Genomic DNA, 23,563 nt, shown 5'->3' with positions numbered 1-23,563 from the left:
TCAGAGACCCATGTCCTTCGCGATGATCATCTTCATGACCTCGCTGGTGCCGCCGTAGATGCGGTTGACGCGGTTGTCCGCGTACAGGCGGGCGATCGGGTACTCGTTCATGAAGCCGTAGCCGCCGTGCAGCTGGAGGCAGCGGTCGATGACGCGGTGGGCGACCTCGGTGCAGAACAGCTTCGCGGAAGCGGCCTCGGCGGCGGACAGCTCGCCGGCGTCCAGCGCCTCCAGCGCGCGGTCGGCGACGGCCTGGGCCGCGTCGACCTCGGCCTGGCAGGCGGCCAGCTCGAACTTCGTGTTCTGGAACGAGGCGACGGACTTGCCGAAGACCGTGCGGTCCTGGACGTACTGCTTGGCGAACCGGACGGCGGCCGCGGCCTGCGCGTAGGCGCCGAACGCGATGCCCCAGCGCTCGGAGGCGAGGTTGGTGCCGAGGTAGGCGAAGCCCTTGTTCTCCTCGCCGAGCAGGTCCTCGACCGGCACCTTCACGTCGACGAACGCCAGCTCGGCGGTGTCGGAGGTGCGCAGGCCGAGCTTGTCGAGCTTGCGGCCGACGGAGTAGCCGGCGGACTTGGTGTCGACGGCGAAGAGCGAGATGCCGAAGCGGCGGTCGTCCTCGCGCGGGGCGGAGGTACGGGCGCAGACGATGACGCGGTCGGCGTGGACGCCGCCGGTGATGAACGTCTTGGCGCCGTTGAGGACGTAGTGGGTGCCGTCCTCGGAAAGCTTGGCGGTGGTCTTCATGCCGGCGACGTCGGAGCCGGTGCCCGGCTCGGTCATCGCGAGCGCCCACATCTCCTCGCCGCTGACGAACTTCGGCAGGAAGCGCTTCTTCTGCTCGTCGGTGGCGAGCATCTTGATGTAGGGCAGGCCGAGCAGCACGTGCACGCCGGAGCCGCCGAACGAGACGCCCGCGCGGGCGCACTCCTCCTGGAGCACGGCCTCGTACTTGTGCGAGTCGATGCCCGCGCCGCCGTACTCCTCGTCCACGGCGATGCCGAAGACGCCCAGCTCGCCGAGCTTGTAGTAGAACTCGCGGGGGGCCTGACCGGCGGCGAACCACTCGTCGTACACCGGCACGACCTCGTTCTCGATGAACGAGCGCAGGGTGTCCCGGTACGCCTCGTGGTCCTCGTTGAATACGGTACGGCGCACCGGTGGCTCCTTCGGTTCGATGCCGGACGGCTTTCGAGCATGCCTCTAAGCGCTTGCTCAGCCTCCGAAGTTACCGGTCGGTTCGCCGGTGTGTCCAGGGTGAGACGCCTCACGCGCCGCCGCCACCGGGAGTGCGGACCGGAGCGGCGGACAAGCTGTCCGCGGTGGACAAGTGGCGCACCCGCCGCGCGCTACCGCGGACAAGTGCGGAATCCGTCGCGGCCCCTACCCTCGTAGCCATGAGCAGCTTCGAAACTCCGCGCGGCCCCGTCGACTCCTCCCGCATCCCCCGTTACGCCGGGCCCGCGACGTTCGCGCGCCTGCCGCGGCTCGACGAGGTGGGGCGCACGGACGTCGCCGTCGTCGGCGTGCCGTTCGACAGCGGGGTCTCCTACCGGCCGGGGGCGCGGTTCGGCGGGAACGCGATCCGGGAGGCGAGCCGGCTGCTCCGCCCGTACAACCCGGCGCAGGACGCCTCTCCGTTCGCGCTCGCGCAGGTCGCGGACGCGGGGGACATCGCCGCGAACCCGTTCAACATCAACGAGGCCGTCGAGACGGTCGAGGCGGCGGCCGACGAGCTGCTCGGGACCGGCGCGCGCCTCATGACGCTCGGCGGCGACCACACCATCGCGCTGCCGCTGCTGCGGTCGGTCGCGAAGAAGCACGGCCCGGTCGCGCTGCTCCACTTCGACGCGCACCTCGACACCTGGGACACCTACTTCGGCGCCGAGTACACCCACGGCACGCCGTTCCGCCGCGCCGTCGAGGAGGGCATCCTCGACACCGAGGCGCTGTCCCACGTCGGCACCCGCGGCCCGCTCTACGGCAAGCAGGACCTCACCGACGACGAGAAGATGGGCTTCGGCATCGTCACCAGCGCGGACGTCATGCGGCGCGGCGCCGACGAGGTCGCCGACCAGCTGCGCCAGCGCATCGGCGACCGCCCGCTGTACATCTCCATCGACATCGACGTCCTCGACCCCGCCCACGCCCCCGGCACCGGCACCCCCGAGGCGGGCGGCCTCACCTCCCGCGAGCTGCTGGAGATCCTCCGCGGCCTCTCCGCCTGCAACCTCGTCTCCGCCGACGTCGTCGAGGTCGCCCCCGCCTACGACCACGCCGAGATCACCTCCGTCGCCGCCTCCCACACGGCCTACGAGCTGACCACGATCATGTCCCGCCAGATCGCGGCGGGCCGCGCGGGCGCGTAGCCGCCGCTCAGCGGTGCCGCAGGGCGAACCAGAGGTCCGCGCGGACGGTCATGTCGTCGAGGTCGCGGTCCAGGAGGGTCGTGCAGCGGCCGATGCGTTGGCGGACGGTGTTGCGGTGGACGGACAGGGCCGCCGCGGTGCGGTCCCAGTTCCCGTGGAGGGAGAGCCAGGTGCGGAGGGTCTCCTGGAGGGCGGGCGTGAGGGGGGCGAGGAGGCCGGCCGCGTAGGCGGCGGCCTCATCGGGGTCGGTGAGGGCGTCGAGGCCGGTCGTGCGGTGGCGGACGAGCGGCGTGCGGGTCGCGCGGGCGCGGCGCACGGCGCGGACGGCCTGGGTGCCGGCGGTGGGCAGCGCCTCGGCGGCGGCCGGGGCGCTCGCGCCGAGGGCCCAGCCGGGGTGCGCCGAGAGCGGGGCGCCGGCGGGGAGCAGGGCGCGGAAGCCGTCGGCGGTCGGATCGACCAGGGACGTGCCGAGCGGGGGCGGGGCGCCGGTGCCGTGGCCGTGGACGACCGTCCACGGGCCCTCGCCCAGGAGCGGGGCCACCGCCGCCGGCGCGTCTCCCAGCAGCAGCCGGACCAGCGCGGACGTACGCCCCGCCTCGTCCGCGCCCTGCCGCTCGGCCGTGAGCAGCGTGAGCAGGACCGCCCCGACCCCCGCGATCGTGTGGTCGCCGGGCGCGCGGCGGGGCGCGGTGACGGCCAGCACGGGGCCCGGTGCCCCTGAGGGATCGCCGCCCAGCGCGTACGCCGCGAGGTGCGTGCCGTCGGGGAGGTGGTCGCTCGCGGAGGCGGGCGCGACGTCCGCGGCACCCTCCGGGCTGACCACCTCCGCCAGCCGGCGGAGTCCGCTGCGGGCCGCCGGGCCAGGGGTGCGGCCCGCCGTGTGCGGTGCCGTGCCGTCCGGGGCGAGCAGGGCCGCCCAGCCGCCGAGGCGGGCGGCGAGGACGCGGAGGACCTCCGGGACCGCGTCGGGCCGGGACGCCGCCGCGGCGAGGGCCTGCTGGGCGCGGGCCACCTCGCGCAGCTCGCGGTGGCGGGCCTCCGCCATCAGCCCCCACACCGCGCGGGCCACCGCCGTGAACGGCGTCGGCGGCGGCACCTCGACCAGCGGCAGCCCGTACCGGTCGCACGCCGCGACCAGCGCGTCCGGCACCGTGTCGTGCACCGGCACGACCCCGAACCCGAGCGCCGCCCCGCCCGCCTCGACGAGCCGCCGCACGTACGCGTCCCACGGGTCGCCCGCCCCCGCCGCCCCGTCCGGCGGGTACGACACCCCCGCCGTCAGCAGCAGCTCGCCGCCCAGCAGGTACGGGTACGGGTCCGCCATCTCGGAGGTGTGCACCCAGTGCACCGCGTCGTCCGCCGCGACCGGCGGGCCGCCGACCTGGCGCAGGCCGAGGTCGTCGCGGGCGAGCAGCGCGGCGAGCGCGACCGCGGGGGTCGGGGGCGTCGCGTCCGGGCGCGCGGGCATGTGGATACTCCGTCCATCCGGCGGGCAGCAGGTGGAGGAAACGTACACTTCAGCGCCGCGCCCCGGCCACATAGCGTCGACCGGACACCCCCCACGGGACCCCCACCCGACGGACGAGAGAGGCAGGCCCCGCATGGCCGTCGACTACGCAGTGATCGTCGTCTACCTGGCCGGCATGCTCGCCATGGGCTGGTGGGGCATGCGGCGCGCCCGCTCCAAGAGCGAGTTCCTCGTCGCCGGCCGGCGGCTCGGTCCCGGCATGTACTCCGGGACGATGGCCGCGATCGTCCTCGGCGGCGCGTCGACGATCGGCGGCGTCGGCCTCGGCTACCAGTACGGGCTCTCGGGCGCCTGGCTGGTGATCAGCATCGGGCTCGGCCTGCTCGCCCTGTCCGTGTTCTTCTCCGCCCGCATCGCCCGGCTGAAGGTCTACACCGTCTCCGAGATGCTCGACCTGCGCTACGGCGGCCGGGCGGGCGTCATCTCCGGCGTCGTGATGTGGGCGTACACCCTGATGCTCGCCGTCACCTCGACCATCGCCTACGCCACGATCTTCGACGTCCTCTTCGACGTCCCGCGCACGCTCGCGATCGTCATCGGCGGGTCGATCGTCGTCGCGTACTCCACGCTCGGCGGCATGTGGTCGATCACGCTCACCGACATGGTGCAGTTCGTCGTCAAGACGATCGGCGTGCTCCTGCTGCTGCTCCCGATCGCCGTCGTCAAGGCGGGCGGCTTCGCCGCGATGCGCGAGGAGCTGCCGACGTCCTACTTCGACCCGCTCGGCATCGGCGGCGAGACGATCTTCACGTACGTGCTGATCTACACGCTCGGGATGCTGATCGGGCAGGACATCTGGCAGCGGGTCTTCACCGCGCGCACGGACAGGGTCGCGCGGGTCGGCGGCACGGTCGCGGGCACGTACTGCCTGCTGTACGCGGTGGCCGGCGCGGTCATCGGCACCGCGGCGAAGGTGATGTACCCGGACCTGGCCAGCTCGGACGCGGCGTTCGCGACGATCGTCAAGGACGAGCTGCCGATCGGGGTGCGCGGGCTCGTCCTCGCCGCCGCGCTGGCCGCGGTGATGTCGACGTCCTCGGGCGCGCTGATCGCGTGCGCGACGGTCGCGAACAACGACATCTGGTCGCGGCTGCGGGGCAAGGCCGTCGCGGGCGGCGAGAGCGACGAGGTGAAGGGCAACCGGACGTTCATCCTCGGCATGGGCGTCCTCGTGATCGCCGTCTCGATCGCCCTGAACAACGTCGTCGAGGCGCTCACCGTCGCCTACAACCTGCTCGTCGGCGGGCTGCTCGTCCCGATCCTCGGCGGCCTGCTCTGGAAGCGGGGCACGGCGTACGGCGCGCTCGCCGCGGTCGGCGCGGGCGGCGGGACGGTCGTCGTCCTGATGGCCGTCCAGGGCGTCCTCGCCACCGAGCCGATCGTCTACGGGCTCCTCGCGTCCCTGGCCGCGTACGTCGTCGTCTCGCTGGCCACGAAGCCGACGGACCCGGTGATCCTGACCGCGTGGCGGGAACGGCTCGCGGGGCGCGGCGGGGCCGACGCCCCGGAGCCGCCGGTCGCCGCGCGTCCATGAGTCCGGACGCGGCGGACCCGGGGCCGACCGGCTCCACCCGGCCTGCGCCCGCACCGGAACGCGCTCAGGCGCGCGTCGGCGGATTCCCCGGGGCGCGCCCGGACCGGGGCCGGGCGGTCGTCGCCGCCTCGCGGTCGCACAGGCCCCCCGACCCGCAGGGAGCCCCACCTCCCGCGCCCCCCACAGCGCCCCGCGCGCGCCCACCGCGGGCCGCGGCCGGACGACCGGCCGCCCCGTACAGTCGAATCCCGGCCCGACCCCACAGGAGTTCTCCCCCCATGGCGCACGACCACGACCTCGTTCTCCGGCCCACCGAGGCGCAGACCGCCGCCGCGCTCGCGCCGCCGCCCGGGCGGACGGGGGGTGACCTGGTGGTGGAGACGCTGAGCGGGCTCGGCGCGCGGACGGTGTTCGGGCTGCCGGGGCAGCACGCGCTCGCGCTGTTCGACGCGGTGCGGCGATCGCCCGAGCTGCACTGCGTCGGGCTGCGGGTGGAGAACAACACGGCGTTCGCGGCGGACGGCTACGGGCGGGTCACCGGCGAGGTCGCGCCGCTGCTGCTGTCCACCGGCCCGGGCGCGCTGACCTCGCTCGCCGCGCTGCAGGAGGCCGCCGCCGCGTCCGCGCCGGTCCTCGCGATCTGCTCGCAGGTGCCGGTCGCGGGCCTCGGCGGCGGGCGGCACGGCTACCTGCACGAGCTGCGCGACCAGCAGGCGTCCGTGCGCGACATCGTGAAGTCCGTGCACACCGTGCGGACCGCGTCGCAGATCCCGTCCGCGATCGCCGCCGCGTGGGAGTCCGCGCTGACCGCCCCGCACGGGCCGGTGTGGGTGGAGATCCCGCAGGACGTCCTCGCCGCGGAGACCACCCTGCCGGTCGTCGCCCCCATGGACGCCGGTCCGCACGAACTCGCGCCCCGCCCCGAGCTGACGGCCGTCGCCGCTCACCTGCTCGGCGGCGCCGAGCGGCCGGTGATCGTCGCCGGCGGCGGCGTCGTACGGTCCGACGCCTCCGGCAAGCTGCGGGCGCTCGCGGAGCTGCTGGACGCGCCCGTGGCGACCACGTTCGGCGGCAAGGGGGCGTTCCCCTGGGAGCACCCGCTGTCGCTGCAGTCCTGGATGGAGGACCGGCACCTGACGGAGTTCCTGGAGGACGCCGACGTCGTGCTCGTCGTCGGCTCCGGGCTCGGCGAGCTGAGCAGCAACTACGGCACGTTCGCCCCGCGCGGCCGGGTGATCCAGATCGAGGCGGACGCGGGCAAGCTGGAGGCGAACTACCCCGCGCTCGGCATCCACGCCGACGCGCGGCTCGCCCTGACCGCGCTCCTGGAGACGATCGACGCGCCCCGCCGCGACCCGTCGGCCGCCGGCCGGGTCCGGGACGTCCTCTCACGGGTCGCCGCGCGGCTCGACGCGCAGGACCTCGACCAGGAGCGCGCGATCCTCGCCGCGGTCCGGGCCGCGCTGCCGGACGACTCCCCGTCGTTCTGGGACATGACGATCCTCGGCTACTGGGCCTGGTCCGCGTTCGACCCCCGCGCGGGTGCCTTCCACACCGCGCAGGGCGCCGGCGGCCTCGGCTACGCCTACCCCGCCGCGCTCGGCGCGGCCGCGGCCGACCCGTCGACCCCCGTCCTCGCCGTCTCCGGCGACGGCGGCGCGATGTACTCCCTCGCCGAGCTCGCCACCGCGCGCCAGCACGACCTGCCCGTCACCTGGCTGATCGTCGACGACGGCGGCTACGGCGTCTTGCGCGAGTACATGAACGACGCGTTCGGCGCGACCACCCACACCGAGCTCTCCCGCCCCGACTTCACCGCGCTGGCCGAGTCCTTCGGCGTCCCCGCGACCCGCACCACCCCCGCCTCCCTCCGGGCCGACCTGGCCAAGGCCCTGGCCACCCCCGGCCCCTCCGTGGTCGTCCTCCCCGCCGTCCTCAAGCTCTTCGCGCCGACCCACCTCTGAGGGGACCGGCCGTCACAGCCGGTCGGCGCTCAGGGTGAAGCCGTCCGTGGCGGCCGGGCCGGAGAGGAACCACCAGCGGTCCGAGGTCCAGCCGGGGCCCCAGCCGAGGACCAGCTGGTCCGGGCCGCCGAAGTCGCCGCCGGTGAGGATCCGGGCGGGGCGCTCGTGGGCCGGGACGCGCTTCCCGGCGCGGCGGGCCGGGCCCAGGGCGTCGATCCGGCTGGGGTCGGCGGCGTCGGGGCCCGAGGGGCCGCCGGGCAGGACCGCGAGGCCCTCCAGGTCCCGGACGCGGAGGGCGTCGCGGTCGGCGCCGTGCCACGCGACCAGGTCGTCGGCCCCGTCGCCGTCCAGGTCGGCGGCGGCCGGACCGCCGAGGCCCCGGCTGCCGGCCACCCTTCGCGTCCGCGGTGCGGCGGTCGAACCCGGGACACCGGTCACGAGGGTGATCGGGGCGAGGACGGTGTCGAGGGCGTCGGGGTCGCCCTCGCCGTTGCGGCCGCCGGTGTCGCTGACGGCGAGGTCGTCCGTGCCGTCCCCGTCGAAGTCCCCGGCGACGACGCCGCTGCCCGTCGGGAGCTCGTGCACGGCGGCCGGGAACGCGGCGCGGCCCGAGCGGGTGCCGAGCAGCAGCTTCGACGCCGTCTGCTCCCCGTCGCTCCCGGGCTCCACGACCAGGTCGTCGGCCCCGTCGCCGTTGACGTCCGCGGAGGACAGCCCCGCCAGGGCGTACATGCAGCAGCCGGGGCCGCCGGTGGACGCCGAGGGCGGGATCCAGGGGCGGACCGCGGCGGACCGGCCGCTCGACCGGTCGACGGGCCCGAACCGGACCTCGACCCGGGTGTCGGAGCCCACGGCGAGGTCCGCCCTGCCGTCGCCGTCGAAGTCACCGCTCCCCAGGACCGGGTCGACCGCGTCGCCGTCGAGGCCGGGGAGCCGGGTCGCCGCCCCGCCGAGCCCGTCCGGACCGCCCCAGACGACCCCGGGCGCACGCCGCCCGTCGGGCTGAGCGAGGACGACCGGGAGGTCCCCGAAGCCGTCGGCGTCCAGATCGGCGGCCTCGGCCCCGGGCGGCACGCCCACCGTCGCGCCGGCCGCCTTCGCCGGCACCGGGCTGCGCGTCCCCGGGTCGAGCCCGCGCGCGGAACCGTGGAGGACGACCGCCCGGCCGTCGGCGATCCGCAGGACCAGGTCCCGGTACCCGTCCCCGTTGACGTCCCCCGGCGCCCCACCGCCCTCGCCCCGGGGCACCGGGCGCGTCCCGCCCTGCCACGCCGGGACGAGCGGTGCGGCGTCCGACGGCCGCGGGTCCGCCGACGGCCGCGGGTCCGCCCGCGGTGCGCCGCCGCCTCCGCCCCCGCACCCCGCGAGCGCCATCCCGCACGCCACGACCCCCACGACCCCGCGCCCCCACCGTCCGCTCATCCGGCCATCCCACACGACCGCCGCCCCCAGGTCCAGGGGATGATCAACGGCCCGCGCACCGCTCGGTTTGTTGCGGAAGGATGAAATCCGGTTCCGTGCGCGTTGGCGCACACGGCGGTGCGGCGAGGCGCGCGCGGCCGTGAGGCGAGGAGAGGGATCGGCAGTGGTGGCGGAACGGCAGGGGTGGGGGCGGCGGCTCGGGGGGTACGCGGGGCGGTACCGGCGGAACGTGGTGCTCGCGCTGGGGTCGTCGCTGGCGGGGATGGCCGTGATGGCCCTCGTGCCGCTGATCACGAAGGTGATCATCGACGACGTGATCGGGAGCGGCACCCGCGACATGGCCCCGTGGGCCGGCGCGCTGCTCGGCGCCGCGGCGCTGGTCTACGTCGCGACGTACGTGCGCCGCTACTACGGCGGCATGCTCGCCCTCGACGTGCAGAACGACCTCCGCACCGACATGTACGACACGATCACCCGGCTCGACGGCCGCCGCCAGGACGAGTTGTCGACCGGGCAGGTCGTGGGCCGCGCGACCAGCGACCTCCAGCTGGTGCAGGGCCTGCTGTTCATGCTCCCGATGACGATCGGGAACGTGCTGCTGTTCGTCATGTCGCTGGTCATCATGGTGTGGCTGTCCCTGCCGCTCACCCTCGTCGCGCTGGCCGTCGCCCCCGCCCTGTACGGGATCGCCCGCCGCAGCCGGAAGAAGCTGTTCCCCGCCACCTGGTACGCGCAGGCGCAGGCCGCCGAGGTGGCCGGCGTCGTCGACGGCGCCGTCTCCGGCGTCCGGGTCGTCAAGGGCTTCGGCCAGGAGGCGCAGGAGACCGGCAAGCTCCGCACCGTCGGCCGCCGCCTCTTCGCGGGCCGGATGCGCGGCATCCGCCTCAACGCCCGCTACACCCCCGCCCTCCAGGCCGTCCCCGCCCTCGGCCAGGTCGCCATGCTCGCCCTCGGCGGCTGGCTCGCGACCCGCGGCGAGATCAGCCTCGGCACGTTCGTCGCGTTCTCCGCCTACCTCGCCCAGCTCGTCGGCCCCGTCCGCATGCTCGCCGTGGTGCTGACCGTCGGCCAGCAGGCGCGGGCCGGCGCCGAGCGGATCCTGGAGCTGATCGACACCCGCCCGTCGATGACCGAGGGCACCGACGAGCTCCCCGCCGACGCCCCCGCGACCGTCGAGTTCGACGACGTCGGCTTCGCCTACGACGAGGGCCGGCCCGTCCTGGACGGCCTCAGCTTCCGCATCGAGGCGGGGCAGACGCTCGCCGTCGTCGGCTCCTCCGGCAGCGGCAAGTCGACCGTCTCGCTCCTCCTGCCGCGCCTGTACGACGTGACCCACGGGGCCGTGCGGGTCGGCGGGCGCGACGTCCGGGAGCTGACGTACGCCTCCCTGCGCGGCGCGATCGGCCTCGTCCCCGAGGACTCGTTCCTCTTCTCCGACACCGTCCGCGCGAACATCGCCTACGGCCGCCCCGACGCCACCGACGACGAGATCCGCACCGCCGCCCGCGCCGCCCAGGCCGACGGCTTCATCGCCGAGCTGCCCGACGGCTACGACACCACCGTCGGCGAGCACGGCCTGACCCTCTCCGGCGGCCAGCGCCAGCGCGTCGCACTAGCCCGCGCGATCCTCTCCGACCCCCGGCTGCTGCTCCTCGACGACGCCACCTCCGCCGTCGACGCGCGCGTCGAGCACGAGATCCACGACGCGCTGCGCTCCGTCATGGCCGGCCGCACCACCCTCCTCATCGCCCACCGCCGCTCCACCCTCGCGCTCGCCGACCGGATCGCCGTCCTCGACGGCGGCCGGCTCGCCGACCTCGGCACCCACGAGGAGCTGGAGGCCCGCTCGGCCCTCTACCGCCGCCTGCTCACCGACCCCGACGAGCTGGGCGGCGTCTCCCCGGGCCACGTCACCTCGCTGGTCAAGCTTGACCAGTCCGGTCGCGAGGCCGAGGCCGACCGGTCCGTGCGCGACGAGATCGACGCCGAGTACGACGCCGAGCGCGGTCTCACCCCGCGGCTGTGGGAGCGCGGCGAGAGCGCCTGGGACGGCGGGCTGCGCCCCGGCCGCAACGGCGCCACCCCCGAGATGCTCGCGGCCGTCGCCGAACTGCCGCCCGCCGAGGACGTCCCCGACGTCGACGAGACCCGGGCCGTCGCCCAGGAGGGGACCTACGGCCTGCGCCGCCTGCTGCGGGGCTTCGGCCGGCCGCTGCTGGTCGCCCTGCTGCTCGTCGCGCTCGACGCGGGCGCGGGGCTGCTGCTGCCGATCCTCATCCGGCACGGCATCGACGACGGCGTCCAGAAGGCCGCCCTCGGCGCGGTGTGGGCGGCGTCCCTCCTCGCGCTGGCCACCGTCGCGGCGCAGTGGGCCGCGCAGATCGGCGCGACCCGGATGACCGGCCGGATCGGCGAGCGCCTGCTCTACACGCTGCGGCTGAAGATCTTCGCCCAGCTCCAGCGGCTCGGCCTCGACTACTACGAGCGCGAGCTGAGCGGCCGGATCCTCACCCGGATGACCACCGACCTCGACGCGCTCTCCACGTTCCTGCAGACCGGCATGGTCACCGCGCTGATCTCGGTGACCACCTTCTTCGGCATCCTGATCGCGCTCCTGGTCATCGACGTGGAGCTCGCGCTCGTCGTCTTCGCCACCCTGCCGGTCCTGATCGCCGGCACGTACTTCTTCCGCCGGCAGAGCACCAAGGCGTACGAGCTGGCGCGCGAGCGGGTCGCGGTGGTCAACGCCGACCTCACCGAGACCGTCTCCGGTCTGCGGATCGTGCAGGCGTTCCGCCGCGAGTCCGACAGCACGGCCCGGTTCGCGACGCGGTCGCGCGCGTACCGCGAGGCGCGGGTGAAGGGGCAGTGGCTGATCTCGGTCTACTTCCCGTTCGTGCAGTTCCTGTCCTCCGTCGCCACCGCCGCCGTCCTGGTCGTCGGCGCCGGCCGGGTCGACGCGGGCACCCTCGCCATCGGCTCCCTGGTCGCCTACCTCCTCTACATCGACCTCTTCTTCGCGCCCGTCCAGCAGCTGTCGCAGATCTTCGACGGCTACCAGCAGGCGGCCGTCTCGCTGCGGCGGGTGCAGGAGCTCCTGGTGGAGGAGACCTCCACGCCGGCGGCGGCGGACCCGCTGCCGGTGGGCGAGCTGCGCGGAGACATCGCCTTCGACGACGTCCACTTCTCCTACGCCACCGCCGACGGCTCCGAGGAGGCGCTGTCCGGCATCTCCCTGCGGATCGCGGCCGGGGACACGGTCGCCTTCGTCGGCGAGACCGGTGCGGGCAAGTCGACGCTGGTCAAACTGGTCGCCCGCTTCTACGACCCGACGTCCGGGCGGGTCACCGTCGACGGCCGCGACCTCCGCGAGCTCGACATGACCGCCTACCGGCACCGGCTCGGCGTCGTCCCCCAGGAGGCCTACCTCTTCCCCGGCACCGTCCGCGACGCCATCGCCTACGGCCGCCCCACCGCGTCCGACGCGGAGGTCGAGGCGGCGGCCCGCGCGGTCGGCGCGCACGACATGATCGCGACGCTGCCGGGCGGGTACGTGCACGAGGTCGCCGAGCGCGGCCGCAACCTCTCCGCCGGGCAGCGGCAGTTGATCGCGCTGGCGCGGGCGGAGCTGGTCGATCCGGACGTGCTGCTGCTCGACGAGGCCACCGCGGCCCTCGACCTCGCCTCCGAGGCGGTCGTCAACAGCGCCACCGACCGCCTGGCCGTCCGCCGCACCACCCTCGTCGTCGCCCACCGCCTCACCACCGCGGCCCGCGCGGACCGCGTCGTCGTCCTCGACCACGGCCGCGTCGTCGAGGACGGCACCCACGACGAGCTGGTGGCCCGCGGCGGCCGCTACGCCCAGCTGTGGCACACCTTCCTGGGGGAACCGGCGGGAGTGTGAGGCCCCTGCGGGGATCACGGGTGGGACCGGGGCCGCCCCCTGGTGCGGAGGGCGGGGCTGGGTTAGGTTCCCGGCGTCAAGCCGTATACCCACCAAGGGACCCCCATGCGAACGGCGTTGAGATGGCTCGTGGCGCTCGCGATGCTGATCGGCATCAGCGGAACCACGGCCACCGGCGCGGCCACCGCCGCGGAACCGGACATCAAGGAGCGGCTCCTCGCCATCCCCGGCATGAGCCTGGTCGAGGAGAAGCCGTACACCGGCTACCGGTACTTCGTGCTGAACTACACGCAGCCCGTGGACCACAGGAACCCCCGTAAGGGAACGTTCCAGCAGCGCCTGACCGTGCTGCACAAGGACACCGCGCGGCCCACGGTCTTCCAGACGTCGGGCTACAACGTCTCGACGAACCCCGGCCGTTCGGAGCCGACGCGGATCGTGGACGGCAACCAGGTCTCCATGGAGTACCGGTTCTTCACCCCGTCGCGCCCCGCGCCCGCCGACTGGTCGAAGTTGACCATCTGGCAGGCGGCGAGCGACCAGCACCGCATCTTCCAGGCCCTGAACGGGATCTACGCCGGGAACTGGCTGGCGACCGGCGGCTCGAAGGGCGGCATGACCGCCACGTACTACGAGCGCTTCTACCCGCGCGACATGGACGGCGTCGTCGCGTACGTGGCCCCGAACGACGTGGTCAACGACGAGGACTCGGCGTACGACCGGTTCTTCCGGAACGTCGGCACCGAGGAGTGCCGCACCGCGCTGGAGAACGTCGAGCGCGAGGCCCTGAAGCGCCGCACCGCGCTGAGCGCCAAGTACCAGGCGTACGCGGACGCGGAGGGCTACACGTTCACCACCACCGGCAGCCTGGACAAGTCGTTCGAGGCGACCGTCCTCGACCTGGCCTGGGGCTTCTGGCAGTACAGCACCGCCGCCGACTGCGCGGACGTGCCCGTCGCCGCGACCGCCTCCGACCAGGAGCTCTACGACTACGTCGACGCGATCGCCGGCTGGTCCTTCTACACCGACCAGGGCCTGGCCCCGTACACGCCGTACTACTACCAGGCCGGCACCCAGCTGGGCGCGCCGACGATCCGGCAGCCGCACCTCAGCGGCCTGACCCGCTACGGCTACCAGCCGCCGCGGACGTTCGTGCCCCGCGAGATCCCGATGCGGTTCGACCGCGGCGCGATGCGGGACGTCGACCGGTGGGTGCAGCGCAACGCGACGCGGATGCTGTTCGTCTACGGCGAGAACGACCCGTGGGGCGCCGAGCGCTTCCGTCCGGGCCGGCACACCGACGACGCGTACGTGTTCACCGCGCCGGGCGCCAACCACGGGGCGAACGTGGCCGGTCTGGTGCCGGCCGAGCGGGAGAAGGCGACGGCCGAGATCCTTCAGTGGGCGGGCCTGCCCGCCGCCGCGGTGGCCGAGGCCGCGCCGCTGGCACGGTACGACGCCGCGCTCGACCGGCAGCCCGTGGAGCGGGAGATGACCCTGCGGCCGTAGAGCACGGCACACGGGAAGGAGGGGCGCGTCCGCTGCGGACGCGCCCCTCCTCTCACACCCGCTCCGCGCACCCCACCGGCTTCTTCCCGCCCAACTGCACGTACAGGTCCGTGGAGTCGGGGCACGACGAGCGCTCCGTCACCGCCGAGCGGACCCGGTAACCCGGCTCGTCGTCCCCGGTGCCGTCGCACGCCGTCTCCCGCACCTCGCCCTCGCGGGTGTCCTGCACGCAGTCGCCGACGATCGTGCGTGGGCCGCCCCCGCCGCCGGGGTCGCCCGGGTGCGGGGCCTCCAGGTTGCGCATGCAGGCGTAGCCCCGGGGGACGCCGGGGTCCTCCTCCGTGGCGCGCGAGGCGGGCGCGGACTCGCTGATGTGCAGCACGAAGTCGGTGGGGCCCGGGCAGAGCGGCCCCTTCTCGCGCGGTCCGTCGTGCCGGGCGATGACCTGCGCGGCGGCGCGCTCGCTGGTGCAGGACACCTCGTTGAAGCCGGACCGCTCCCGCGAGCTGCACTCGCTGAGCGCGAGGAACCGGACGCCGTAGCCCTGCGGGGAGAGGGTGGGGCTCACCGTGCCGTCGGCGGTCGGATCCGCCTCCGGGCCGGAACGATTCGTCTCCGACCCGGAGACGAACTGGCAGGCGGTGAGCGCGGCGACGAGGCACAGCGTGCCCAGCGCCCTCACCGGCCCCACCGCTCGTCGTGTGCTTCCCATGCCGACCCCCCGATCGCGTTCCGCTCAGGTTAGCCGGAGCCCTCCCGCCGCGCGGGGCGGACGCCTCGGGTTCAGCCCCCGGTGCGTGCGGCGTCCCGGCCCAGGCCGTGGCCCAGCGGGAACCGCTCCACCTCGGGGTCGTCCCCGTCCGGCACCGGCACGGGGAGCCGTCCGACCGGCGAGGTGACGCCCGCCAGCACCCGTGCCGCCGAACGCATTTCCGCATCCCCCCAGGAGTAGACGGCGAGCGCCGCCGCGTGCGCCGGCAGCCGGGCCGCGTCGTAGGGGTTGCGGAGGGCGACGGTGACCACGGGCAGTGCGGTGGCGGTCAGTTCGGCGACCAGTCGGTCCTGCGGGGTGCCGCGCCCGGCCGGCACGTTGCAGGTGGTGACGACGACGGCGTCCGCCTCCGCGGCCGCCGCCACCGCCTCCGCGGGCGGTACCGCCCGGGCGCGGAAGCCGTGGCCGGAGAGCGCGGCGGCGAGGACCGCGGTGGGCGGTCCTGTGGTGCCGGAGGGGGACTCGGGGTCGGCGCCGGTCACCAGGAGGCGGGGGCGGACGGCCGGGTCGAGCGGCAGCGCGCCGGGGGAGTCCACGAGCAGGGTGACGCTGCGGTCCGCGATCCGGTCGGCGACGGCGAGGTGCGCGGGGGAGCCGAGGGTGGTGGCCGCGCCCGCGTTTGCGGGGGCTTCCGCGCCCGCCTCCGCGAGCAGGCCCAGGCGCGCCTTCTGCCGCAGGATCCGCAGCACCGACTCCTCCACCCGCGCCCACTCCAGCTCGCCGTCGGCCAGCGCGGCGAGCACCGCGTCGCGGGCGAGCCGCAGGTCCGGCGGGTTCAGCAACTGGTCGCAGCCGGCGAGCAGGGCGAGGACGGGGACGCGCTCGTCGCCGTACGTCTGGCGGACGCCGGCCATGCCGAGGTCGTCGGTCACCACCACGCCGTCGAAGCCGAGTTCGTCGCGCAGGATGCCGGTGACGATCGGCCGGGAGAGCGTCGCCGGGTCGCCGGACGGGTCCAGCGCGGGGACGACGATGTGCGCGGTCATCACGCAGCCGGCGCCCGCGGCGACGGCCGCGCGGAAGGGGGGCGCGTCGAGGCGCTCCCACTCCTCGCGGCTGTGGTGGATGACGGGGAGGCCGTGGTGGCTGTCGGTCTCGGTGTCGCCGTGGCCGGGGAAGTGCTTCACGGCGGCCGCGACGCCGCCCGCGGTGTACCCCTCGACCTGGGCGGCGACCAGGTCCGCGACCGCGTGCGGGTCGGAGCCGAAGGAGCGGACGCCGATGACGGGGTTGGCCGGGTTGACGTTCACGTCGGCGCAGGGGGCGTAGTCCTGGCGGATGCCGAGTTCGGCGAGCTCCGTGCCGGCGATCCGGGCGGCGTCGCGGGCGTCGGTGCGGGACCCCGACGCGCCGATGGCCATCGCGCCGGGGAGCAGGGTGGCGGGCGAGCCGATCCGGGTGACGGTGCCGTGCTCCTGGTCGGTGGCGATCAACAGGGGCGTCCGCGCGGCCTGTTGGAGGCCGGCGGAGAGCGCGGCGATCTGCTCCGGACCGGTGGTGTTGTGCGCCCAGGCGAAGTAGATGATCCCGCCGACGTGGTACTCCGCGACGAGTTCGGCGCCGGTCGCCACACCGAACGCGGCCCGGTTCCGCCGGACGTCCTCGGGGGAGGGGTCGGTCGCGGTCTCCCCGTACACGCGGGTGACGAAGAGCTGCCCGACCTTCTCCTCGGCGGTCATCCCGGCGATCCGTGCGCGCAGGTCGTCGTCGTGCGGGTGGTGCATCTGCGTTCCCTCCGTCGGCTCTCGGTGATCACCGTACGGGGGTGCCGGTTCCCGGTGCCGCCCGCCCCTGCTGCCGGCGGTCGCGCCGGGCCGGTCAGCCGCGGCGCTCCTCGCCGGGCAGGACCCCGCACCCCGGTGCGAACTCCCGCAGGACCTCCACCGCCGCCGCGATCGCCGGCCGCCGCGCCGCGCCCGCGCGCCACACCGCGTACAGCCGCCGCCGCGGCAAGGGCACGAGCTCGGCCCGCGCCACCCCCGGCGGCAGCGCGCCGCTCCCCAGTCGGGGGACGACCGCGATGCCGAGGCCGGCCGCGACGAGGGCGATGAGGGTCGGGTTCTCCTCGGCCGTGTGGACGATGTCGGGCTCGTGCCCCGCCGCCCGCATCGTGCCGACGAGCCAGTCGTGGCACACCCGCCCGGCCGGCTGCCCGATCCACCGCTCACCCCGCAGATCCGCGTGCGAGACCGGCCCCCCACCGGCGAAGGGATGCGCGGCGGGCACGATCAGGTCGCAGTGGTCGTCACCGAGGTGGACCTGCGCGAGCCCGTGCGGGGCGGGCAGCCGCGGCACGCCGCCGGGCCCGGGCGGCGCCCAGTCGTGGGCGACGGCGAGGTCGACGGAGCCCTTGGCGACGAGGTCGACCGACAGGTGCGGATCGACCTCGGTCAGCCGCACGTCGAGCTCGGGATGCCGGGCACCCAGCGCGGCGAGCGCACCGGGCAGCAGCCCCCGCGCCGCGGAGGCGAACGCGGCGACGGTCAGCCGCCCGGCCGGCACCCCCCGCCGCTCCTCGAGCGCGGTCTCGGCGCGCTCCATGACGGCCAGCAACTCCTGCGCCGCGGACGCGAGATGGAGCGCCTCCTCGGTGAGCGCGACACCGCGGCCCCGGCGCTCCAGGAGGCTCGTCCGGGTCTCCCGCTCCAGCTTGGTGATCTGCTGGGAGACGGCGGAGGGGGTGTAGCCGAGCGCGGCGGCCGCCGCGGCGACGGTGCCGTGCACCGAGACGGCGTGCAGCGCGCGCAGCCGCGCGAGGTCGAGCATGCCTCGATTAAGCCGCGCTTCATCCGATGCGTCAAGAATCGGCGCTGGTCCTGAACGGTCCGGGCGCGGATGCTCGGAGGCATGCGTCCCGTGCACACCGCCCTCGCCGTCCTCGTCGCCGCCCTGTGGGGCGTCAACTTCGTCGTGATCGAGGTCGGCCTCGACCACTTCCCGCCGCTGCTGTTCTCCGCGCTCCGGTTCCTCGTCGCCGCCCTCCCGGCCGTCTTCCTCGTCGGACGGCCGAAGGTCGCGTGGAAGTGGATCGTCGGGGTCGGACTCGCCCTGGGCGTCGCCAAGTTCGGGCTGCTCTTCATCGGGATGCACGAGGGCATGCCCGCCGGGCTCTCCTCGCTGGTGCTCCAGATCCAGGCCGTGTTCACCGCGCTGATCGCGGTGGTCGTCCTGCGGGAGCGGCCCGGGCGGGTCCGGCTCGCGGGGATGGCGATCGCGTTCTGCGGGATCGGCGTCGCGGCGTACGACGAGGGCGCGCACAGCGGCCCGCTGCTCGCGTTCACGCTGGTCGTCGCCGCGGCCGCGGCCTGGGGCGTCTCCAACGTGCTGACCCGCAGGGCGGCCCCGCCGGACGCGCTGAACTTCATGATCTGGGTCTGCGTCGTCCCGGTCCTGCCGCTGCTCGCCCTCTCGCTCCTCTTCGAGGGCCCGAGCGCCGACCTCGCGGCGCTGCGCTCCCTCGACCTGACGGGGCTCGCCGCGCTCCTCTTCGTCGCCTGGGTCTCCACCGTGTTCGGCTTCGGCGCCTGGAGCTACCTCATGAGCCGCTACCCCGCCTCGACCGTCGCCCCCTTCACCCTCCTCGTCCCCGTCTTCGGCATGACGTCGGCCGCCCTCCTCCTCGGCGAGCACGTCACCCCCCTGCGGTGGTGCGCCGCCGTCCTCCTGGTCGGCGGCGTCGCCCTCACCTCCCTGACACGCGACCGCGGCGCGCCGGGCGGCGTCCCCCGCACCGAGCAGGACGACCGCGCACCCGTGAACGCGGCCGGCGGTCCATCGGTGGCGACGGCACCGGCTCAGCAGCCGTGAACACGGAACCGCTCGGCCGTCTCCTTCAGCACGTCGAGACCGTCGCGGGCCCACAGCCCGTCGTTGAACAGCTCCACCTCGACCGGCCCCGACCAGCCCGCCGCGTCGGCGCGCCCGCACCACGCGGGCAGGTCGACCGCCCCGTCGCCGAGCTGCCCCCGGCCGTTGAGGACGCCGGCGGGCAGCGGGGTGGTCCAGTCGGCGAGCTGGAAGGCGTGCAGTCGGCCGCCCGCGCCCGCCCGGGCGAGGTCCGCGGGCGCGCGGTCGTCCCACCAGACGTGGTACGTGTCCACGCAGACGCCGACCTGCTCGGCCGGGAAGTGCTCGGCGATCGCGAGCGCCTGGCCGAGGGTGGAGACGACGCAGCGGTCGGCGGCGAACATCGGGTGCAGCGGCTCGATCGCGAGCCGGACGCCGGAAGCGGCGGCGTAGGGGGCGATCTCGGTCAGGGCGTCGGTGATGCGGGCGCGCGCGCCGGCCAGGTCGTGCGAGCCGGGCGGGAGGCCGCCGGAGACCAGGACGAGGGTGTCGGTGCCGAGCGCGGCGGCCTCGTCGACGGCCCGCCGGTTGTCGGCGACCGCCGCGGCCCGCCCGGCGGGGTCGGCCGCGGTGAGGAAGCCGCCGCGGCACAGCGTGCTGACGGCGAGTCCGGCGTCGCGCACCAGCTCCGCCGCGGCCGCCACCCCGTACTCCTGGACGGGCTCCCGCCACAGCCCGACCGCCGGCACGCCCAGGTCGGCGCACGCGCGGACCAGCTCGGGCAGGGGGAGCTGCCGGACGGTCATCTGGTTGATGCTGAGACGGGCGAGGCCGGCGGTCACTGGGTCACTCCGTGCACGGTCAGGAGGGCGGCCATCCGGGAGCGGGCCAGCCCGGGGTCGGGGAACAGGCCGAGGGCGTCGGCCCGTTCGTACGCGGTGGCCAGGTGGGGCAGCGAGCGGGCCGACTGCAGGCCGCCGACCATCGTGAAGTGGTCCTGGTGGCCGGCCAGCCAGGCCAGCAGGACGACGCCGGTCTTGTAGGAGCGCGTCGGCGCCTCGAAGAGGTGCCGGGAGAGCGCGACGGTCGGGTCCATGAGGTCGCGGAAGCCCCGGACGTCGCCGGTGTCGAGGACGCGCACGGCCTCGGCGGCGAGCGGGCCGAGCGGGTCGAACGCGCCGAGCAGCGCGTGGCTGAAGCCGCGGTCGTCGCCCGCGATCAGCTCGGGGTAGTGGAAGTCGTCGCCGGTGTAGCAGCGCACGCCCCGGGGGAGGCGGCGGCGCAGGGCGACCTCGCGCTCGGCCGCGAGGAGGGAGACCTTGACGCCGTCGACCTTGTCGGGGTGCGCGGCGATGACCTCCAGGAACGTCTCCGCGGCTTCGTCCAGGTCGGCCGAGCCCCAGTAACCCGCCAGAGCGGGGTCGAACATCGGGCCGAGCCAGTGCAGGACCACCGGCTCCGCGGTCTGCCGGAGCAGGCTGCCGTAGACCTCCAGGTAGTCCTCGGGGCCCCGCGCGGCGGCGGCCAGCGCCCGGGACGCCATCAGCACCGCCTGCGCGCCGCTCGCCTCGACGAGGGCGAGCTGCTCCTCGTAGGCGGCGGCCACCTCGGCGAGCGTCGCCTCCCCGGGCGGGAGCTGGTCGGTGCCGACACCGGTCGCGATCCGCCCGCCGACCGCCCTCGCCTCCGCGCCGGAGCGGCGGATCAGCTCGGCGGCGGCCGGCCAGTCCAGGCCCATGCCGCGCTGGGCGGTGTCCATGGCCTCCGCGACGCCCAGGCCGTGCGACCACAGGTGCCGGCGGAAGGCGAGCGTGGCGTCCCAGTCGACGGCGCCGGGGTCCTCCGCGTACGGGTCCGCGACGACGTGCGCGGCGGCGAACACGGTCCGGGAGACGGGCGGCGCGCCCGCCGCGACCCGGTGCGGCTCGGCGCGCGGCGCGTACGTGCGCAGACCGCCGCCCGCGACGGGCAGCACGAGGCCCTGGGGCGCCCGCCGGGCGGGGCGGGCGTGCCCGGGGAGGCCGGTGTCCGCGATCGCGTCCCGCGCGGTCACAGGGTCAGCTCCGGGACGGTCAGCCGGCGGCCCTCCGCGGAGGAGCGCAGGCCGAGTTCGGCGAGCTGGACGCCGCGCGCGCCGGCCAGCAGGTCCCAGTGGTAGGGCTCGCCCAGGTACACGTGGCGCAGGAACAGCTCCCACTGGGCCTTGAACCCGTTGTCGAGGTCCGCGTTGTCGGGGACCTCCTGCCACTGGTCGCGGAAGGACTCGGTGACCGGCAGGTCGGGGTTCCAGACCGGCTTGGGAGTCGCCGCGCGGGGCTGGATCCGGCAGCCGCGCAGGCCCGCGACGGCGGAGCCGTGCGTGCCGTCGACCTGGAACTCCACCAGCTCGTCGCGGTGGACGCGCACCGCCCACGAGGAGTTGATCTGGGCGACCGGGCCGCCCGCCAGCTCGAAGACGCCGTAGGCGGCGTCGTCCGCGGTGGCCGCGTACGGCTTGCCCTCCTCGTCCCAGCGCTTCGGGACGTGCGTGCGGACCAGCGCCTGCACGGACTCCACCCGGCCGAACAGCTCGTGCAGGACGTACTCCCAGTGCGGGAACATGTCGACGACGATGCCGCCGCCGTCCTCCGCGCGGTAGTTCCAGCTGGGGCGCTGCGCCTCCTGCCAGTCGCCCTCGAAGACCCAGTAGCCGAACTCGCCGCGCACGGACAGGATCTCGCCGAAGAACCCGCCGTCGATCAGCCGCTTGAGCTTGCGCAGCCCCGGCAGGAACAGCTTGTCCTGCACGACCCCGTTCCGTACCCCCGCGTCCCGCGCGAGGCGGGCCAGTTCCAGGGCGCCGTCCAGGCCGGTGGCGGTCGGCTTCTCGGTGTAGACGTGCTTGCCGGCGGCGATCGCGCGGCGCAGCGCGTCCTCCCGCGCGGAGGTGACCTGGGCGTCGAAGTAGACGTCCACGGAGTCGTCGGCGAGGACGGCGTCCAGGTCGGTGGAGGTGTGCGCGGGGTCGAGTCCGTGCCGCTCGGCGAGCGCCCGGAGGGCGTGCGCGCGGCGGCCGACGAGCACCGGTTCGGGCCACAGCACGGTGCCGTCGCCGAGATCGAGCCCGCCCTGCTCGCGGATCGCGAGCACCGAGCGGACGAGGTGCTGGCGGTAACCCATCCGGCCGGTCACGCCGTTCATGGCGATGCGGACCGTTCTCCTGGTCATGCGGAACTCCTCGGGACAGGGGAAACCGGCGCGGCGGTTTCTGCACCACAGCGGTGTAGTAAGCGCTTTCTATCGGGGGAGAAGCTAGCCTGCTTCTCACCGTCGGACAAGAGGTCGGCCGCGAGCCCGTCCCTGGGGGACCCCGCGTCCGTCCGGCGGGTCCGGGACCGGGCTCAGGAGGCGCGACGAGATGACGACGACCGTGACACTGGCGGACGTGGCGGCCCGGGCGCGGGTGTCGCCCGCGACCGTCTCCCGCGTCCTGAACGGCAACTACCCGGTCGCCGCGTCGACCCGCGAACGGGTGCTGCGGGCGGTCGACGAGCTGGAGTACGTCCTGAACGGGCCGGCCAGCGCGCTGGCCGCGGCCACGTCCGACCTGGTCGGGATCCTGGTCAACGACATCGCCGACCCGTTCTTCGGGATCGTGGCGAGCGCGGTGCAGTCCGAGGTGGGCTCCACCAGCGGCCGCGCGGGCGGCGAGAAGCTGGCGGTCGTCTGCAACACCGGCGGCTCGCCCGAGCGCGAGCTGACCTACCTCACGCTGCTCCAGCGGCAGCGGGCCGCGGCGGTCGTCCTGACCGGCGGCGCGATCGAGGACCCGGCGCACATCGCGGCCGTCGCGGCGAAGCTGCGGCGGTTGGGCGCGGCCGGCACGCGGATCGTCCTGTGTGGACGGCCGCGGCAGGCCCTGCCGGGCGGGGCGGCGGGAGCGGGGAGCGGGCCGGGCCCGGCCGGCCCCGGCGCGGGGGCCGGCCCCGGCGCGGGCGGGGTCGGTGGCCCGGGCGAGGGGGCGCGTAGTGGACCCGGCGTCGGGTCGGGCGCGGGTGGCCCGGGAGGCGCGGGCACGCGGGCCGTAGGGGGCGTGGGCGACCGGTCGGGTGCGGGGCATGGCGCGGCGGCCCTCGTCGCCCCGCTCACCGAGGGGGCGGGGAGCCGTGCGGCGGGGTCCGTCGCCCCGGCCGCCGACGGCGCGTCGGTCGCGGGTGACGCCGATGTCCTCGCCGTCACCTTCGACAACCGCGGCGGGGCCCGGGAGATCACCGCGCACCTCATCGGCCTCGGCCACCGCCGCATCGGCTACATCGCCGGTCCCGCCGACCGGACCACGACCCGGCACCGCCTGGAGGGCCACCGCGCCGCGCTGGCCGCCGCCGGGCTCGACGACCCGCCGCGACTCCTCCTGCACGGCGCGTTCGACCGCCGCAGCGGTTACGACGCCGCGCACGAGCTGCTGCGCCGGGAGCCCGGCGTCACCGCGCTCGTCGCCGCGAACGACACCATCGCGCTGGGGGCCTGCGCGGCCGTCCGCGACCTCGGCCTCTCGGTCCCCGGCGACGTCTCCGTCACCGGCTTCGACGACCTGCCCTTCTCCGCCGACGCCCACCCGGCGCTCACCACCGTCCGCCTGCCCCTCCAGGCGGCGGGCGCCCTCGCCGGCCGCCTCGCCATGGGCCGCGAGGCACCCCCGCCGGGCGGAACGACGGCGATGCCCGGCGAACTCGTCCTCCGCGCCTCGACGGGGCGTCCGCGCCGCACCTGAGCGACGCACCGGCGGGGTGCCCCCG

At 75.3% G+C, this 23,563-nt stretch carries 16 protein-coding genes; 7 read left to right on the top strand and 9 right to left on the bottom strand.

What is annotated here, in order from left to right; translation table 11 throughout:
* Nucleotides 1–1,158: an acyl-CoA dehydrogenase family protein gene (locus tag ACFWEG_RS16125; protein WP_387215019.1), complete on the bottom strand. Its 1,158-nt coding sequence runs from the start codon at nt 1,156–1,158 to the stop codon at nt 1–3.
* A 239-nt stretch (nt 1,159–1,397) separates the two neighbouring features.
* Here ACFWEG_RS16125 and speB point away from each other — a divergent pair, with 239 nt between their 5' ends.
* Entirely contained in the window at nt 1,398–2,369 is a 972-nt protein-coding gene (gene speB, locus ACFWEG_RS16120) for an agmatinase (protein WP_387215016.1), read from the top strand.
* 7 nt (nt 2,370–2,376) lie between these two features.
* Here the strand turns inward: speB and ACFWEG_RS16115 are convergent, their stop codons facing one another.
* Nucleotides 2,377–3,837 (bottom strand): PucR family transcriptional regulator ligand-binding domain-containing protein, encoded by a 1,461-nt coding sequence (locus ACFWEG_RS16115; RefSeq protein WP_387215013.1) that lies wholly within the window; start codon nt 3,835–3,837, stop codon nt 2,377–2,379.
* Nucleotides 3,838–3,970: 133 nt separating this feature from the next.
* Between ACFWEG_RS16115 and ACFWEG_RS16110 the strand changes: the two genes are divergently transcribed.
* Both ACFWEG_RS16110 and ACFWEG_RS16105 read left to right on the top strand, forming a co-directional pair.
* A complete protein-coding gene (locus ACFWEG_RS16110) occupies nt 3,971–5,431 on the top strand; it encodes a sodium:solute symporter (RefSeq protein WP_387215010.1) in 1,461 nt (486 codons plus the stop codon).
* 278 nt (nt 5,432–5,709) lie between these two features.
* On the top strand, nt 5,710–7,395 hold the full coding sequence (locus tag ACFWEG_RS16105; RefSeq protein ID WP_387215007.1) for a thiamine pyrophosphate-binding protein: 1,686 nt from the start codon (nt 5,710–5,712) through the stop codon (nt 7,393–7,395).
* Between the two features lie 12 nt (nt 7,396–7,407).
* On the opposite strand, the gene ACFWEG_RS16100 is transcribed toward ACFWEG_RS16105, so the two are convergent.
* Entirely contained in the window at nt 7,408–8,817 is a 1,410-nt protein-coding gene (locus tag ACFWEG_RS16100; protein ID WP_387215004.1) for an FG-GAP repeat domain-containing protein, read from the bottom strand.
* Nucleotides 8,818–8,980: 163 nt separating this feature from the next.
* Between ACFWEG_RS16100 and ACFWEG_RS16095 the strand changes: the two genes are divergently transcribed.
* Nucleotides 8,981–12,721: an ABC transporter ATP-binding protein gene (locus ACFWEG_RS16095; protein WP_387215001.1), complete on the top strand. Its 3,741-nt coding sequence runs from the start codon at nt 8,981–8,983 to the stop codon at nt 12,719–12,721.
* Nucleotides 12,722–12,826: 105 nt separating this feature from the next.
* A complete protein-coding gene (locus ACFWEG_RS16090; protein WP_387214998.1) occupies nt 12,827–14,230 on the top strand; it encodes a S28 family serine protease in 1,404 nt (467 codons plus the stop codon).
* A 52-nt stretch (nt 14,231–14,282) separates the two neighbouring features.
* On the opposite strand, the gene ACFWEG_RS16085 is transcribed toward ACFWEG_RS16090, so the two are convergent.
* The 3 genes from ACFWEG_RS16085 to ACFWEG_RS16075 all read right to left on the bottom strand — a co-directional run bounded on the left by ACFWEG_RS16085 (nt 14,283) and on the right by ACFWEG_RS16075 (nt 17,768).
* Entirely contained in the window at nt 14,283–14,942 is a 660-nt protein-coding gene (locus tag ACFWEG_RS16085) for a hypothetical protein (protein WP_387214995.1), read from the bottom strand.
* A gap of 71 nt (nt 14,943–15,013) precedes the next feature.
* Entirely contained in the window at nt 15,014–16,726 is a 1,713-nt protein-coding gene (locus ACFWEG_RS16080; RefSeq protein WP_387214992.1) for a glycoside hydrolase family 3 N-terminal domain-containing protein, read from the bottom strand.
* Between the two features lie 94 nt (nt 16,727–16,820).
* Entirely contained in the window at nt 16,821–17,768 is a 948-nt protein-coding gene (locus tag ACFWEG_RS16075) for a LysR family transcriptional regulator (RefSeq protein WP_387214989.1), read from the bottom strand.
* 81 nt (nt 17,769–17,849) lie between these two features.
* Between ACFWEG_RS16075 and ACFWEG_RS16070 the strand changes: the two genes are divergently transcribed.
* Nucleotides 17,850–18,809, top strand: coding sequence for an EamA family transporter (locus ACFWEG_RS16070; RefSeq protein ID WP_387214986.1), 960 nt, complete (start codon nt 17,850–17,852; stop codon nt 18,807–18,809).
* On the opposite strand, the gene ACFWEG_RS16065 is transcribed toward ACFWEG_RS16070, so the two are convergent.
* From ACFWEG_RS16065 to ACFWEG_RS16055, 3 genes are all read right to left on the bottom strand, one after another.
* Entirely contained in the window at nt 18,797–19,594 is a 798-nt protein-coding gene (locus ACFWEG_RS16065) for a sugar phosphate isomerase/epimerase family protein (RefSeq protein WP_387215047.1), read from the bottom strand. The genes ACFWEG_RS16070 and ACFWEG_RS16065 overlap by 13 nt on opposite strands.
* A gap of 32 nt (nt 19,595–19,626) precedes the next feature.
* Nucleotides 19,627–20,760 carry a dihydrodipicolinate synthase family protein gene (locus ACFWEG_RS16060; RefSeq protein ID WP_387215044.1) on the bottom strand — a complete coding sequence of 378 codons (1,134 nt, stop codon included), beginning with the start codon at nt 20,758–20,760 and terminating at the stop codon, nt 19,627–19,629.
* Nucleotides 20,761–20,837: 77 nt separating this feature from the next.
* Nucleotides 20,838–21,995: a Gfo/Idh/MocA family protein gene (locus ACFWEG_RS16055; protein WP_387214983.1), complete on the bottom strand. Its 1,158-nt coding sequence runs from the start codon at nt 21,993–21,995 to the stop codon at nt 20,838–20,840.
* A 190-nt stretch (nt 21,996–22,185) separates the two neighbouring features.
* Between ACFWEG_RS16055 and ACFWEG_RS16050 the strand changes: the two genes are divergently transcribed.
* Nucleotides 22,186–23,538 carry a LacI family DNA-binding transcriptional regulator gene (locus tag ACFWEG_RS16050; RefSeq protein ID WP_387214980.1) on the top strand — a complete coding sequence of 451 codons (1,353 nt, stop codon included), beginning with the start codon at nt 22,186–22,188 and terminating at the stop codon, nt 23,536–23,538.
* Nucleotides 23,539–23,563 lie beyond the last annotated feature (25 nt).

It is taken from the genome of Streptomyces sp. NPDC060194, from assembly GCF_042728285.1.
In the GTDB taxonomy this organism is placed as follows: domain Bacteria; phylum Actinomycetota; class Actinomycetes; order Streptomycetales; family Streptomycetaceae; genus Streptomyces.
The sequence above is the reverse complement of the archived record's forward strand: the minus strand, read 5'-3'. Positions and strand labels throughout refer to the sequence as shown.

Bases quoted from the DNA above. Each gene is read 5' to 3' on its own strand.
- speB (WP_387215016.1), top strand. From the start codon at position 1,398: ATGAGCAGCTTCGAAACTCCGCGCGGCCCCGTCGACTCCTCCCGCATC.
- ACFWEG_RS16115 (WP_387215013.1), bottom strand. From the start codon at position 3,837: ATGCCCGCGCGCCCGGACGCGACGCCCCCGACCCCCGCGGTCGCGCTC.
- ACFWEG_RS16110 (WP_387215010.1), top strand. From the start codon at position 3,971: ATGGCCGTCGACTACGCAGTGATCGTCGTCTACCTGGCCGGCATGCTC.
- ACFWEG_RS16105 (WP_387215007.1), top strand. From the start codon at position 5,710: ATGGCGCACGACCACGACCTCGTTCTCCGGCCCACCGAGGCGCAGACC.
- ACFWEG_RS16100 (WP_387215004.1), bottom strand. From the start codon at position 8,817: ATGAGCGGACGGTGGGGGCGCGGGGTCGTGGGGGTCGTGGCGTGCGGG.
- ACFWEG_RS16090 (WP_387214998.1), top strand. From the start codon at position 12,827: ATGCGAACGGCGTTGAGATGGCTCGTGGCGCTCGCGATGCTGATCGGC.
- ACFWEG_RS16085 (WP_387214995.1), bottom strand. From the start codon at position 14,942: ATGGGAAGCACACGACGAGCGGTGGGGCCGGTGAGGGCGCTGGGCACG.
- ACFWEG_RS16080 (WP_387214992.1), bottom strand. From the start codon at position 16,726: ATGCACCACCCGCACGACGACGACCTGCGCGCACGGATCGCCGGGATG.
- ACFWEG_RS16075 (WP_387214989.1), bottom strand. From the start codon at position 17,768: ATGCTCGACCTCGCGCGGCTGCGCGCGCTGCACGCCGTCTCGGTGCAC.
- ACFWEG_RS16070 (WP_387214986.1), top strand. From the start codon at position 17,850: ATGCGTCCCGTGCACACCGCCCTCGCCGTCCTCGTCGCCGCCCTGTGG.
- ACFWEG_RS16065 (WP_387215047.1), bottom strand. From the start codon at position 19,594: ATGACCGTCCGGCAGCTCCCCCTGCCCGAGCTGGTCCGCGCGTGCGCC.
- ACFWEG_RS16055 (WP_387214983.1), bottom strand. From the start codon at position 21,995: ATGACCAGGAGAACGGTCCGCATCGCCATGAACGGCGTGACCGGCCGG.
- ACFWEG_RS16050 (WP_387214980.1), top strand. From the start codon at position 22,186: ATGACGACGACCGTGACACTGGCGGACGTGGCGGCCCGGGCGCGGGTG.